Here is a 12,483-nt window from a genome sequence, read left to right on the forward strand (position 1 = left end):
AAAAAGACTCCAAACTTTATAGGTTGGATTAACAAAAGAATGTACCAATATAGTTGATTGAATATTAATTTAAAGCTAGTTATGGGAGCTAATTTTATTGAAAGAAAACTGAATGCAGCTATCAATGAGCCTACAATTAGTATTGATTTTAATAAATTAGCGCCAGAATTTACCAAGGGAGCATATTCATGGGTGCCGTCATATATTTCCGGGTGTTTAATGAATATATACATTTCCGAGAGGAAATCATATCCTGGAATAATTTTTAATGCATTGGTCGAAAATTTTTTTAAGTTGCTTTCCATATATTTTCCATTAGTTAAGATGATTAATCACTCCATCGCCACCTTCACCGCATCGCCCAGCATCACCATCACCTCCCGGTGTTTCTCGATCGGCGGCAGGGCGCAGTTGATCCTGACGCAGTTGCGGTATTTCCCGGATGCCGAAAACAGCGAACCCGGAGCGACCTGGATTTTCAGGCGGCACAGTTGCTTCGCGACGCAGACCATATCGACGTGCTCCGGTAGTTCAACCCACAGCATATAGCCGCCTTTTGGCCGGGTGACGCAGATCCCACAGGGAAAATACTCCCGCAGCCAGCAGGTATAGATTTCCATATTGCGCTGGTAGAGCTGACGCATACGCCGCACATGGCGATGGTAATGGCCTTCACGAATAAATATCGACGCCGCCAGCTGCGTAGAGGGAACGTTGGTACCGCTGGCGGCATATTTCATCTGCAATAGCCGGTCGTAGTAGCGTCCCGGCGCAATCCAGCCGATACGCAGACCGGGAGCGATAGTTTTGGTAAAAGAACTACACAGCATCACCCGGCCGTCGATATCCCACGAGTGAATGGTACGCGGGCGCGGGTAGTCGGTGGCCAGCTCGCCGTAGATATCGTCTTCGAAAATGACGATATCGTGGCGCTGGGCGAGAGTCAGCACTGCGCGTTTGCGGGCGTCCGGCATGATAAAGCCCTGCGGATTATTGCAGTTCGGCACCAGGATAACGCCTTTGATCGGCCACTGCTCCAGCGCCAGCTCCAGCGCTTCAATACTGATCCCGCTGTCCGGATCGGTCGGGATCTCAATGGCTTTGATCCCCAGGCCACGCAGCAACTGCATGGTGCCGTAATAGGACGGAGATTCGACGGCGACGATATCGCCGGGCTGGCACACCGAGAGCAGGGCCAGCGACAGGGCGCTATGGCAGCCACTGGTGATCACTAAATCATCAGCATTCACCACAGAACCGCCGTCGAGCATCAGGCGAGCTATTTGTTCACGCAATTCACGGCGCCCGGCCAGCTCGTCGTAGTTCAGTACCTCGCTGAGATTATGCTGGATCACCCGGCTCAGCTCACGCCACAGCGGCCTCAGGCTGGGTTGAGTGACGTCCGGCGAACCGCCGCCGAAGGGGATAATGCTTTTGTCATTGCGGGCGTCGAGCATGGTTAGCACCTGATCCCACTGAGTGATCTCCACCGGGCGCTGAACCGGGCGCGACATGGGCGGAACCGGCGGCTGCGCTTTACGCGGAGCGACAAAATAACCGGAACGCGGCTGCGGGGTGATCAGCCGCTGCTGTTCCAGCGTCTGATAGGCCTGCTGGACGGTACTGATGCTGACACCGTGTTCCTGACTCAGGCTGCGTACCGACGGCAGTTTTTCGCCGTCGCGATACAGTCCTTGCTCAATACGTTCTGCCAGCAGACTGGCCAGATGTTGGTAACGCGTCATGCTGTATCCCTTATTGCCGCCATACAGATAGATAAACCGGTACAGATGGATGAAAAAAAAGCCACGCAGATACTGTTTTAGCCAATCTGTATGTTAAAGAAAAGTGTTTTGTGCATCTGTATTGTCAGGCCTCCGATCCGCGAAGATAAAGCTTCTGGCAAGGTGAGGAGGTGGAGTATGGAATTTCATGAGAATCGGGCAAGACAGCCGTTTATCGGCTTCATATTACTGGGCAGAATGATAAGAAAATGGTGGCTTCGGCATCAAACGCGACGGATTTTGCAACAAATGAGCGATGAGCAGCTGAAAGATGTCGGGCTTAGCCGCGATCAGATCAATTAAAAAGTACCCTCTTTTACCCGGCGCTTGTCCGTAGCTCCGCGAAGGGATAGCGCAGGCGGTGTTTTCCCCGGAGGCGGTGCTGCGCACCTGTGCGGGCTACAAAATCGCACGGCGCCGTAGCTCCGCGAAGGGATAGTGCAGGCAGTGTTTTCCCCGGAGGCGGTGCTGCGCACCTGTGCGGGCTACAAAATCGCACGGCGCCGTAGCTCCGCGAAGGGATAGCGCAGGCGGTGTTTCCCCGGAGGCGGTGCTGCGTACTTGTGTGGGCTACAAAATCGCACGGCGCCGTAGCCCCGGTAAGCGTTAGCGCGACCGGGGATAATGCATTCACCAAATTTATCAATACATGCTTCTCCACTCTTTGTTTCTTGATACTTACCATGATAAGTATTATTTTCTTCTCAGCTAACTGAGGAAAGAAACATGACCGAAGACGAACTGTTCGCCCGCCGCCCGATGGGGATGCGGATGGCGATGGTGGTACGCCAGTGGCGTGCGACCATCGACTCTGCTATCACCGATACCGGTCTGACCCAGTCAAGCTGGACGGTGCTGGTGCAGTTGCATCAGTTGGGGGATAACGTCTCGGTCAGCGAGCTGGCGGAGGTGCAGGGAATTGAACTGCCGCCGCTGATGCGCACCCTCACGCAGCTCGAAAACCAAGGCTATCTGGTGCGTTCAACATCGCCATATGACAAACGCATACGCCTTCTGACGCTGACGGCGGAAGGTCGGTCGATACTGGAAGAGCTGAATCGCGTGATTGAAACCTATCAATCCCGCGTCACCCGGACTATTCCGCGGGACGATCTCGCCGCCTTCAGCGCTACCTTAAATCACATCGCCTGCAATTTGCGGACCATCCGCGAAGAAGATAACAAGATCTAAAACTATGATGACCCCTGAACAAAAATTTGCCCGCTGGGTAAGGGTAAGTATTGCCGCATTTCTGGTGATATTCGCCTGGTTTATCGTTGCCGATATCTGGATCCCGTTGACGCCGGACTCAACCGTCATGCGAGTGGTGACACCCATTGCACCACGCGTCTCTGGCTATGTGTCGCAGGTCTATGTGCACAATAATAGTCAGGTGAAGAAAGGAGACCTGCTCTATGAGCTGGATCCGACGCCGTTTATCAATAAAGTGGAAGCGGCGCAGATCGCCCTTGAACAGGCGAAGCTCAGCAACCAGCAGCTTGATGCTCAGCTTGCCGCCGCGCGCGCTAATCTGCGTACCGCGCAGTTCACCGCCCGCAATGATAAAGTGACCCTGGATCGCTACCAGCGGCTGAGCACCATGCAGAACGTTTCGCAATCGGATCTCGATAAGGTGCGCACCACCTGGCAGACCAGTGAACAATCGGTAAGCGCGCTCAATGCCAGCATTCAGAATCTACTCATTCAGCGTGGGGAGCGCGACGATAACCGTAACGTGACGCTGCAAAAATACCGCAACGCGCTGGAAGAGGCGCAGCTCAACCTTGGCTGGAGCAAAGTCTACGCCGAAACGGACGGAATGGTGAGCAACCTGCAGCTCAATCCGGGTCTGTATGCCACCGCCGCCACGCCGTTGCTGGCGCTGGTTAGCAACCATACCGATATCGTCGCTGATTTTCGTGAGAAGAGCCTGCGCCACGCCGGGGTGAATACCGATGCCGCGGTGGTCTTCGATGCCCTGCCGGGGAAAGTTTTTCCGGCCCACATCACCAGCAGCGATGCCGGGATTTTAGCCGGTCAGGAAGAGGTAAACGGCCAGTTGTCGCAACCGGAGCTGTCTACCCGCTGGGTGCGCGATGCTCAGCGTATGCGTATCCACGTCGCCCTTGATGAACCGCTGGACAAACCGCTACCGACCGGTGCCCGTGCCACGGTTCAGCTCTATAACAGCGACGGTCCGTTCGCCCGCACCTTTGCCGGTCTGCAGATCCATCTGGTGAGCCTGCTGCACTATGTCTATTAATACCCTGGTGCGCGTTTTCACACCGCACGGTAATATCGTTTACACGGCGAATGACTTCCGTCAGACGCTGCGGATCGCCTTTGCCGGGATGATCGCGCTGAGTATCTCGACCTTTTACGACGTGCAGTACGGCGTCTTCTTTGTGGTCTATCCGCTGATGCTGCTTTCGCTGGTGCCGGTCTTTAATCGTCACGTCGCCAGGCAGTTTATGTTTAGTGCGGCGGTAAATTGCGTTGAAATGGTGCTGATCGTCGGCTATCTGTCGCAATGGCCGATTGTGATGACGCTGGTGGTTTTTGCCCTCTACGTGATGCGTTTTCGCTTTATGAGCCAGGGGCCGCTGTTTCTGCTGGGGTCGATGGGGGTCGTCTGTCAGAGCACGATGCTCAACTTTATGAGCTATCCCACCAGCAACTGGCACACGTTGCTGTTCTCTAATATGGAAGCCTGCGTGATGGCGGTGGCGCTCAGCGCATTAATGCATTATCTGATTCCGGACGTCGAACCGCGTAAGCCACCGCCGCGAATCGAAAAAGACGCTGCTCGGGTGCGCCATGAATCGCTGCTCTCCGGCACCGTCGCCACCCTGATTTTCGTGGTCTTCCAGATCTGCGATCTCAGCGATTCTCTTTCGGCGCTAATGGCGGGGATCCTGATCCTGTTCCCGATGCACTATCGCGGCGCGGTGATAAGCTCGGTGTGGCGCGTCGTGGGTGTGGTATTGTCCTGCCTGTATATTCTGGTGGTGCAGCTGCTTATCTATGATTTCAGTAATCATATGGTATTGATGATGCCGCTGATTGGCCTGGGTCTGGCCTTTAGCGCCCGCCTGCACGTCATGGAAAAGGTTGGCGCCGGAGTCGGTTTTGCCAGCATCACCACCATCGGGATTATGTTCGGCCAGAACCTGCACCCGGACCAGGATCTGGTGTTCAGCGATCTGTACCGCATCACTTCCGTCACCGTGGCGCTGATCGTCACGCTGACCATGGTCTTCCTTATGCATCGGCTGCTGAACTGTTTTGCGCCAACGCGGTTTGTGGTGACCGAATAAGCTCAGGCCGCCAGCGCCCGCTGCGCGTCGCGAAAAGCGTTGTGCAGCAGCCGCCACATATGATGCGCCGCCGGGGAAAAGCGGCGGTCGGAGTTGCGTAGCAGGTGGCACTGGGCGCTGCTGGCGATAGGATGGTCGATGGGGACTGCGGTCAGAATACCGTGGGCGATCGCTTCCCGGGCGGCGTATGCGGTCATAAAAGAGATTCCCAATCCCGCCTGGCTCAGGCTCATGGCGGTGGAAAAGAGGTTGCAGCGATAGGCCGGATGAAACTGCCGTCCAGCGGTTTTGAACATGGCGTTCATATGACGCTGCAGGCCAAAGCTGTCGGTGAGCGCGATCAGGCGATATTGCGTAAGCTCATCGATGGTGACGGCGGGCAGGGCAGCGATGGGATGCGCAGGAGAGACCATGGCGCAGATAGGGCCCCACTGAAAGCTGTGGCGTTTAAGCTCCGGGTTGCCGATGGGGCCGAAGGCGACCGCCATATCCGCTTCGCCGCTGGCGATATCGTTGAGCATCTCCTGCATGCTGCCGACAATAATATCCACGAATACGTTAGGCCAGGACTGCGCAAAGGTGCTCATCACCGATTCAATAAAGGTGGTGACCAGCCCGCCGCCAATCCTCACTGAAATTGTCCCGCCACGCATATGGCGTAAATCCTTCAGGTGACTTTCCAGCTTTTCCCGGCGCTGGCGGCTTTCGAAGTAGTCCTCCGCCAGCAGGCGCCCTGCTTCGGTCAGCACCACGTTTCGCCCCTGCCGTTCCAGCAGCGGCAGCTCCAGCGCCCGTTCCAGCTGCGCTATCTGGCGGCTGATGACTGACGGGTTGATGCCCAGCATATCGGCGGCCCGGCGAATGCCTCCCTGAATCCCGACTTCATACAGATAGCTCATTGGCCTCTCATGCAACATCGTTTCTCGCTCCTTTGTTGACCTGTAGTCAACAATAACACCCTTTCACAGGTATTTATCATCCCGGCAAGTTATAGATAATCGTAATTCGGACAAAAACTGAAAGGGAGGAAAATTCTCATCGCTTATTCCCGGCGTGCTATTAAGGTGGTAAGGCTCGGGGAGTTAAAGAATAAGAAATGGTGATGATGCTGATTAAGGGAATATGGAAAAGCCTATCAGTGAAAATAATAAATTCGAATAACAATAAATTGACATAATTTCAAATTGCAAACAATCGCACTAACATTTCATTATGTGAGAGGACGGGGTATGAGTGAAAATAAAACGTTGGAATGTTCCTCCGACGAAACGACAAATGAGTGGAAAGTCGGGCCCGGCGCCTGGATTTCACTGATCATCGTATTGTTAGTTTTCTCCGGATTACTGTTTAAGGTTGAAGGCATGGCCTGGCTGGGGGCGTTTGACTTTACCACCCTCGGCGGCGCGTTCGGCACCATGAAAACGCCGGAAACCAACACCTTTATCGGCAGCGGCGGCATCAGCGCCAAGGCCGGCTTCCTGTTTGCCCTGTCGCTGGTGCCGACGGTGATGCTGGCGCTGGGGCTGCTGGAAATATTTACCCACTACGGGGCGATCCGCGCGGCGCATAAGCTGCTGACCCCGCTGCTTCGCCCACTGCTTGGGATCCCGGGTTATACCGGCCTGGCGCTGATTACCGATTTACAGAGTACCGATGCCGGTGCGGCGCTGACCAAAGAGCTGTATGACAGCGACAAAATAAATCGTAAGGATCTGGTTATTATGGGCGCCTGGCAATATTCCGGCGCCGGTCTGATTAATAACTACTTCTCGATTGGCTCAGCGCTGTTCGCTTCGTTAACCATTCCTATCATTATTCCGCTGCTTTTAATGTTTGTGCTGAAATTTGTCGGCGCGGCAATCACGCGTCTGGTTCTGAATACCGCTTATAGAAGGGATTTTGAAAATGAATAATTCGGCAAAAGTCGGCAGTAACCCGTTCGATATTTTCGTTATCGGCGCGCGCAAAGGATTTAATATCGCCATCAACAATCTGATGCCGAATGTATTAATGGCCTACGTGATCGCTGAAATGCTCAATTTGCTCGGCGTGATGCAGATCATCGGCCACGTCTGCGCGCCGCTGATGGGCCTGTTTGGCCTGCCGGGCGAAGCCATTACCGTATTGCTGACCTCCTGGCTTTCCGCCTCTGCGGGGACCGGCGTGGCGGTGAGCCTGTTGAGCAAAGGCACCCTCAACGTGGCGGATATCACGATTCTGATCCCGGCGATTTTCCTCATGGGTTCGCAGCTTCAGTATATGGGGCGCCTGCTCGGCGTGGCGGATGTCCCGAAAAAATATTGGCCGCTGCTGATGGCGGTGAGCATTATCAATGCCGTCATCGCCATGCTGGTCATGCGCGTGATTGCATAATAGAAGGCAAGGAGTAAGACGTGTCGCGAACTTTAGAGCATTTCAATTATCTGCACCAAATCCCTGAACTGGGCTTTGAGGAGCACAAAACGTCGGCATACATCGGCGATGCATTAGAAGCCGCGGGGTTTCAGGTTCAGCGCAACGTCGGCGGCACCACCGGCATTGTTGCGCTGCTGGATAGCGGAAAGCCGGGGCCGGTCGTGGCGCTGCGGGCGGATATGGATGCGCTGGGCCATATCATCGATGGCCGCTTAGAGGCTCGCCATACCTGTGGTCATGACGGTCACTCTTCGGTGGTGTTGACCGCCGCGGAAGAGATCCTCGCCGAAGGGCTGGTAAAGCGCGGGAAGCTGAAAATACTCTTTCAGCCCGCTGAAGAGCTGGGCACCGGGGCGATCGCGCTGACGGAAGCGGGCGTGCTGGACGACGTAGAGATGCTGTTCGGCTTCCACCTCAGGCCGCTGGAGGAGTGTCCGAAGGGCAAGGCGGTCCCGGCGATGTACTACTCCGCCTCGGCGACGGTGATGGTCGATTTCCACGGCAAAGCCGCGCATGCCGCCCGGCCTCATCTGGGCGTTAACGCGCTGGATGCCGCGTCGCACGCGGTGCAGGCGGTAAACGGGATTCATCTGGCGCCTTCGCTGACCTGGAGCGCTAAAGCGACGCGCTTTCTGTGCGATGCGGGAGTGACCAACTCGGTGCCGGCGAAAGCGCACGTGTGCTGGGATCTGCGCAGCGCGGAAAATGACGGCATGGCGACGTTGAAAGAGCGGGTGGTGCGGGCGATAGAGAGCAGCGCGGCGGCTTACGGCACCACCGTCGATATCCAGATCGTCAAGGAGATGCCCGCCGCGATTATCGACGAACAGGCTACGGCTATCGTCAGCCAGGCGATTCGCGAAACGTTTGGCGAAGCCGGCTTAACGGCAGCGAAGAGTACGCCAGGCAGCGAGGACTTTTTCCACTACCTGCGCCTGCGTCCACAGGTGAAGGGCGGGTTCTGGGGGCTGGGCTGCGACCTGCTCCCGGGGCTGCATCATCCGGAGATGCGCTTCGACCGCGCCGCGCTGGCGGATGGCGTGCGGGTGTTTAAATCCTGCGTTCGCCAGCTGCTGGGCTGAGGGAACAAACCCGGATATTGTGCTCGCTGTACGCCGCCGGGCGATGATTCGCGCGCTGGTTACGCCTGCGGCGGAAACTGAGCCAGCAGCTGATAATCATCCCCGGCGACGCGAAACAGGGTTGCCGTTTGGCCGGGGAGAATCCACTTCTGTTCTTCGCCCGGCGCACAGCTCAGATAAATGCAAAGCCCGCAGCCGCCGCGCAGCTGGCGCGGAATGTCCTTCACCCGGAAGGACGCTCCCGCCGCCTGCAGGGCTTTGCGCATCCGCACTACCCCCACCGTTGAGTGAAATAAAAACAGATATTCCGTCACCGGCGGCTCCTCTGACGTAAGCCGATCAGCGCCGCGCCGATCGCCCCGGCAAACTGGGCGTCCGGGTGCCTGTGCACCGTCATGCCGAGGTGACGCTCAAGCAGCGCGGCGAAAGTCTCGCAGTGGCTGACGCCGCCGGTAAACAGCAGCGGACCCTGTGTCGGCAGCCGGCCAATGAAGTGGGCGCTACGCCGGGCCATGGCGTTAATCACCCCGGCCAGAATGGCCTCTGGCGGTACCCCCGCCGATCGCAGGCTGATCACTTCGGATTCGGCGAAAACGGTGCACATGCTGGTAATGGCGTGTGGCGCAACGCCCTCGGTGAGGGTATCCAGTCGCTCGACACTGGCGCCGAGCGTGCGCGAAATCACCTCGAGAAAGCGTCCGGTGCCCGCCGCGCATTTGTCGTTCATCAGGAAGTCACTGAGATTGCCGTACTCATCGAGCTGGATCACCTTGCTGTCCTGGCCGCCGATATCAATCACCGTGCGGGCTGCCGGAGCCAGCAGACGGGCACCAAGCCCGTGGCAAGAAATCTCCGTCACCTGTTTATCGGCAAAATCCACCAACTGACGGCCATATCCGGTTAAGGTCAAAAACGGTCGGCATGCCAGCCCGGCGCTGAGGGTTTCCCAGGCTTCAATAATCGCGTCGGCGGGGCGAAACGGCGTTGGGCACAGAAAGCGACGCTGAATGATGCCATCCGCGAACAGGATGCCCTTCGTCGCCGTGGAACCTGAATCAATACCTAGCGTAAACACCACGATTCTTCCTTACAGCATTTCAATAAACGCCGCGACGCGGGTGCTGAGCTGACCGATATCGGTCGTCGAATAGTCGGTTTCAATCGCCATATAGGGGATGTGATGGTGCTGGCGGACGTGGCGCTTAATCGCCAGCGACTCCAACGCATAGGTATGGCAAGCCTGTAAAATCACATCCACCACTCCATCCGCCTGGTACTCTTCGACCATCTGGCTCAGCAGGGTTAAACGCTGGTCGTTCGGCGAGATGCAGGAACAGCCGATGGCAAGGTATTTGTCGGTCAAGGCGTCGTAGACGTCGCCGCTCTCTGCCACGCAGCGTTCAGTGGCTTTCGCGCCGGTGCAGTTTTCAAAGCCCACCACCCAGCCGCCATTCTCTTCAATGGCGCGAACGACCTTTTCCGCAGCACCGCCAATCGGGCAGCCGGTGATCAGAATGCGCGTGCGTGCCGCCAGACGCGTGCCCGCCTGCCATTCATGACGTACGCGCTCGGCCATCTCGTTCAGCTCGGCGATCAGCGCTTCTTTGTCAAAACGGAAGGTCGCGCCGTAGATCACTTTTAAGATGTCGCTGCCGCTGAGCGCGGGAGGATTCAGTTGGCCCACACGATAGAAACTGGCCAGCGCCCGGCGCTCGCGGTTTTTCAGCACGATCGCTTCGCGCAGCGCCGCTTCACCGATCGGCGTCGCGAAACGTGCTTCCAGCGCCTGCTGCAAACGCAGAATCTCCGCTTTCCACAGCGCGCGTGAGGCGGCACCGCTGACACTGTTCGGCAGCTGCATCACGTGGACCGCTTTAAACTCTGCCATGTACTCGTACATTTTCTTTTTGCCGTCGCAGGTGGTTTCGCCGACCACCAGGTCGGAAAAGTAGAAGTAGGGGCATTTGTCCGTTTTGCCAAAGCCGTAGCTGCTTTTAATCAACGGACAAAGGTTGCGCGGCAGATCTTTTTCTGCCTGATCAATGGTTTCATCGGAGGTGGAACACAGCGAGACGACCACCGCGCCCGCCGCCATGGCAAGCTCCTGTGGCATAAAAGTACAGTAGGTGCCCACCAGCGGAATATTACGCTCTTTAAGTTCCATCACGGCGAGGAAACCCTTCTGGCGGGCTTCGGAGAACTGTTCGAAAATAGCGGGTAGATCGATGATAAGCGACATGGTTTTCCTTCCCCGTACACGGGAGATGATGAAAGAACCCGTATTATAACCTTGTCAATAGTGTGTTTATTGATCTCCGCGCGCGTTGATCGGTCTAATAGACCTTTTTCAGATCCATCTCTTCCTGAATCCGCTCGTTCCAGGCGAGATGGGTCTGGATGGCCTCCTCGATGCCGGCATTGTAAAACAGTGGCCCCAGCTCTTTGGCGATAAAGTCGACAAAAAACTCGGCGTCGAACTGCTCCAGATCGAGGTCGAAATGGGTTTCACAGTATTTTCTTAGCTTTTCGCATAACAGGTCGCGCTGCGCCGGGCTGAGTTCAATATCGCTCATCTTTGCTCTTTCTCCGTGTGATTATGTGCTGGGATTATCAGGATTGCCGGGCTTCGATGGCCGCTGCTGAACGTTGGCGCAGGTTGTACAGTAACCCGGCCAGGCAGCAGGAAGCCGCAATCCCGGCGACCACTGCCAACATGTGGAACGGCAATCTGCCGCCGTGAAACCATAGCCAGCGCGCTCCCTCAATGGAAAGCGCGCTAACGCTAAGGATCACGATATTCAGCGACGCGGAGACGGTGCCTTTCGGTAGATCGTTGGAAAACAGGGTAAAGCGGAACAGCGTCGGGAAAATCAGCCCGATGCCGAAGGCGTAGAAGCAGGTCCCCAACACCGACCATAACCAGATGTGTGGCCATGCCAGGTTGCCGAAAATCAGCAGCACCAGCCCGATGGCCTGGATGGGTACCGCGCTCAGGACAAAACGCGGGCGCGTAGGGTCTTGTACCCAGCGCGCCACCGACAGGTTGGCGATAATCACCGCGCTAAAGACCGGCACCTGTACCCAGGCGAATTCGCCGCTGCTGAGCCCGCCGTCGTCCATTAAGATCACCGGCGAGACGGCGACCCAGCTCATTAGCGGGATATAGCTCAGGGAGAGCGTGGCGGCGCCGGACAAAAAGATCCGATTGCGGAAGACGTCACGGAAGTCACGAACCACGCTACCGGCGCTGAAGGGCACGTCGCCGCGGCGCACCGTTTCCGGCATGTTCAGCAGTAGCCCCAACCAGGCAATAAACCCCATCGCGGCGATAATTCCGAACAGCGTTTTCCAGTGGACGAAGTGCATCAGCGCCGCGCCGGAAAGCGGGCCGACGAGCGGCGCTACCAGCACGATCGAGGTGATCACCGCCATCAGCTTAATCGATCTTTTCTCGTCAAAGGCCTCCTGCACGGTGACGTAGCCGACCGTGGCGATAAAACAGATGCTGGTGCCCTGAACGAAGCGCGCGACGAGGAACTGCGTCATGGAGGTGGTAAACATCGTCGCGAGGCAGGCAAGGGTGAAGATCAGCGCCCCGGCGAGCAGCACCGGTCGACGGCCGACACGGTCTGAGAGCGGCCCCAGCAGCCACTGCAGGGCCATGCCGCCGGCCATATACAAGCTGACCGAAGCCGGTGCCAGCGCCACGTCGGCGTTGAAATCACGCACCACATGGATGATCCCGGGCTGGATAAGGTCGGTGGTCAGATAGGCGGAAAAATCATAGAGAATTAACGCCATAGGAAAGACAAGCGTAGCGGAATGACCCGCAAATAGTCGCGATATCCATAACATAGCCTGCCCCTCCTTATCGGGTGGTTATCG

General features: G+C 56.7%; 14 protein-coding genes. 7 read left to right on the plus strand and 7 right to left on the minus strand.

Annotated elements, in window-relative coordinates:
- Window positions 1-332: 332 nt before the first annotated feature.
- Window positions 333-1,745 (minus strand): aminotransferase-like domain-containing protein, encoded by a 1,413-nt coding sequence (locus tag ACZAHD_RS05850; RefSeq protein WP_462455935.1) that lies wholly within the window; start codon window positions 1,743-1,745, stop codon window positions 333-335.
- A gap of 177 nt (window positions 1,746-1,922) precedes the next feature.
- Between ACZAHD_RS05850 and ACZAHD_RS05855 the strand changes: the two genes are divergently transcribed.
- The 4 genes from ACZAHD_RS05855 (at window position 1,923) to ACZAHD_RS05870 (ending at window position 5,101) form a co-directional block, all read left to right on the plus strand.
- Window positions 1,923-2,087: a DUF1127 domain-containing protein gene (locus tag ACZAHD_RS05855; protein WP_462455936.1), complete on the plus strand. Its 165-nt coding sequence runs from the start codon at window positions 1,923-1,925 to the stop codon at window positions 2,085-2,087.
- 423 nt (window positions 2,088-2,510) lie between these two features.
- Window positions 2,511-2,975 (plus strand): MarR family transcriptional regulator, encoded by a 465-nt coding sequence (locus ACZAHD_RS05860; protein WP_462455937.1) that lies wholly within the window; start codon window positions 2,511-2,513, stop codon window positions 2,973-2,975.
- 4 nt (window positions 2,976-2,979) lie between these two features.
- A complete protein-coding gene (locus tag ACZAHD_RS05865) occupies window positions 2,980-4,047 on the plus strand; it encodes an HlyD family secretion protein (protein ID WP_462455938.1) in 1,068 nt (355 codons plus the stop codon).
- A complete protein-coding gene (locus ACZAHD_RS05870; RefSeq protein WP_462455939.1) occupies window positions 4,037-5,101 on the plus strand; it encodes a DUF2955 domain-containing protein in 1,065 nt (354 codons plus the stop codon). Before ACZAHD_RS05865 ends, ACZAHD_RS05870 begins: the two co-directional genes overlap by 11 nt.
- Before the next feature lie 2 nt (window positions 5,102-5,103).
- Here ACZAHD_RS05870 and ACZAHD_RS05875 read toward each other — a convergent pair whose 3' ends face one another.
- On the minus strand, window positions 5,104-6,018 hold the full coding sequence (locus ACZAHD_RS05875) for a LysR family transcriptional regulator (RefSeq protein ID WP_462455940.1): 915 nt from the start codon (window positions 6,016-6,018) through the stop codon (window positions 5,104-5,106).
- A gap of 312 nt (window positions 6,019-6,330) precedes the next feature.
- Between ACZAHD_RS05875 and ACZAHD_RS05880 the strand changes: the two genes are divergently transcribed.
- The 3 genes from ACZAHD_RS05880 to ACZAHD_RS05890 are packed head-to-tail and all read left to right on the plus strand — an operon-like array spanning window position 6,331 to window position 8,598.
- A complete protein-coding gene (locus ACZAHD_RS05880) occupies window positions 6,331-7,014 on the plus strand; it encodes a nucleoside recognition domain-containing protein (RefSeq protein WP_462455941.1) in 684 nt (227 codons plus the stop codon).
- The gene (locus ACZAHD_RS05885) at window positions 7,007-7,474 is read left to right on the plus strand and encodes a YjiG family protein (protein WP_004128539.1); all 468 of its coding nucleotides are present in this window, start codon (window positions 7,007-7,009) and stop codon (window positions 7,472-7,474) included. The genes ACZAHD_RS05880 and ACZAHD_RS05885 overlap by 8 nt, the downstream gene beginning before the upstream one ends.
- Before the next feature lie 20 nt (window positions 7,475-7,494).
- The gene (locus ACZAHD_RS05890; protein ID WP_462455942.1) at window positions 7,495-8,598 is read left to right on the plus strand and encodes a M20 peptidase aminoacylase family protein; all 1,104 of its coding nucleotides are present in this window, start codon (window positions 7,495-7,497) and stop codon (window positions 8,596-8,598) included.
- A 59-nt stretch (window positions 8,599-8,657) separates the two neighbouring features.
- On the opposite strand, the gene ACZAHD_RS05895 is transcribed toward ACZAHD_RS05890, so the two are convergent.
- The 5 genes from ACZAHD_RS05895 to mdtM all read right to left on the minus strand — a co-directional run bounded on the left by ACZAHD_RS05895 (window position 8,658) and on the right by mdtM (window position 12,453).
- The gene (locus ACZAHD_RS05895) at window positions 8,658-8,912 is read right to left on the minus strand and encodes a DUF3343 domain-containing protein (protein ID WP_462455943.1); all 255 of its coding nucleotides are present in this window, start codon (window positions 8,910-8,912) and stop codon (window positions 8,658-8,660) included.
- Window positions 8,909-9,676: a putative 2-hydroxyacyl-CoA dehydratase activator YjiL gene (gene yjiL / locus ACZAHD_RS05900; protein ID WP_462455944.1), complete on the minus strand. Its 768-nt coding sequence runs from the start codon at window positions 9,674-9,676 to the stop codon at window positions 8,909-8,911. The genes ACZAHD_RS05895 and yjiL overlap by 4 nt, the downstream gene beginning before the upstream one ends.
- 9 nt (window positions 9,677-9,685) lie before the next feature.
- On the minus strand, window positions 9,686-10,837 hold the full coding sequence (locus ACZAHD_RS05905) for a double-cubane-cluster-containing anaerobic reductase (protein ID WP_462455945.1): 1,152 nt from the start codon (window positions 10,835-10,837) through the stop codon (window positions 9,686-9,688).
- Between the two features lie 94 nt (window positions 10,838-10,931).
- Window positions 10,932-11,171, minus strand: coding sequence for a DUF2164 domain-containing protein (locus tag ACZAHD_RS05910; protein WP_462455946.1), 240 nt, complete (start codon window positions 11,169-11,171; stop codon window positions 10,932-10,934).
- 37 nt (window positions 11,172-11,208) lie between these two features.
- Window positions 11,209-12,453: a multidrug efflux MFS transporter MdtM gene (mdtM, locus tag ACZAHD_RS05915; RefSeq protein ID WP_462455947.1), complete on the minus strand. Its 1,245-nt coding sequence runs from the start codon at window positions 12,451-12,453 to the stop codon at window positions 11,209-11,211.
- Between the last annotated feature and the right edge of the window lie 30 nt (window positions 12,454-12,483).

The sequence above is a fragment of the Raoultella sp. genome, assembly GCF_039594335.1.
Taxonomy (GTDB): domain Bacteria; phylum Pseudomonadota; class Gammaproteobacteria; order Enterobacterales; family Enterobacteriaceae; genus Klebsiella.

Bases quoted from the DNA above. Each gene is read 5' to 3' on its own strand.
- ACZAHD_RS05870 (WP_462455939.1), top strand. From the start codon at position 4,037: ATGTCTATTAATACCCTGGTGCGCGTTTTCACACCGCACGGTAATATC.
- ACZAHD_RS05860 (WP_462455937.1), top strand. From the start codon at position 2,511: ATGACCGAAGACGAACTGTTCGCCCGCCGCCCGATGGGGATGCGGATG.
- ACZAHD_RS05885 (WP_004128539.1), top strand. From the start codon at position 7,007: ATGAATAATTCGGCAAAAGTCGGCAGTAACCCGTTCGATATTTTCGTT.
- ACZAHD_RS05855 (WP_462455936.1), top strand. From the start codon at position 1,923: ATGGAATTTCATGAGAATCGGGCAAGACAGCCGTTTATCGGCTTCATA.
- ACZAHD_RS05865 (WP_462455938.1), top strand. From the start codon at position 2,980: ATGATGACCCCTGAACAAAAATTTGCCCGCTGGGTAAGGGTAAGTATT.
- ACZAHD_RS05905 (WP_462455945.1), bottom strand. From the start codon at position 10,837: ATGTCGCTTATCATCGATCTACCCGCTATTTTCGAACAGTTCTCCGAA.
- mdtM (WP_462455947.1), bottom strand. From the start codon at position 12,453: ATGTTATGGATATCGCGACTATTTGCGGGTCATTCCGCTACGCTTGTC.
- ACZAHD_RS05875 (WP_462455940.1), bottom strand. From the start codon at position 6,018: ATGTTGCATGAGAGGCCAATGAGCTATCTGTATGAAGTCGGGATTCAG.
- ACZAHD_RS05880 (WP_462455941.1), top strand. From the start codon at position 6,331: ATGAGTGAAAATAAAACGTTGGAATGTTCCTCCGACGAAACGACAAAT.
- ACZAHD_RS05850 (WP_462455935.1), bottom strand. From the start codon at position 1,745: ATGACGCGTTACCAACATCTGGCCAGTCTGCTGGCAGAACGTATTGAG.
- ACZAHD_RS05910 (WP_462455946.1), bottom strand. From the start codon at position 11,171: ATGAGCGATATTGAACTCAGCCCGGCGCAGCGCGACCTGTTATGCGAA.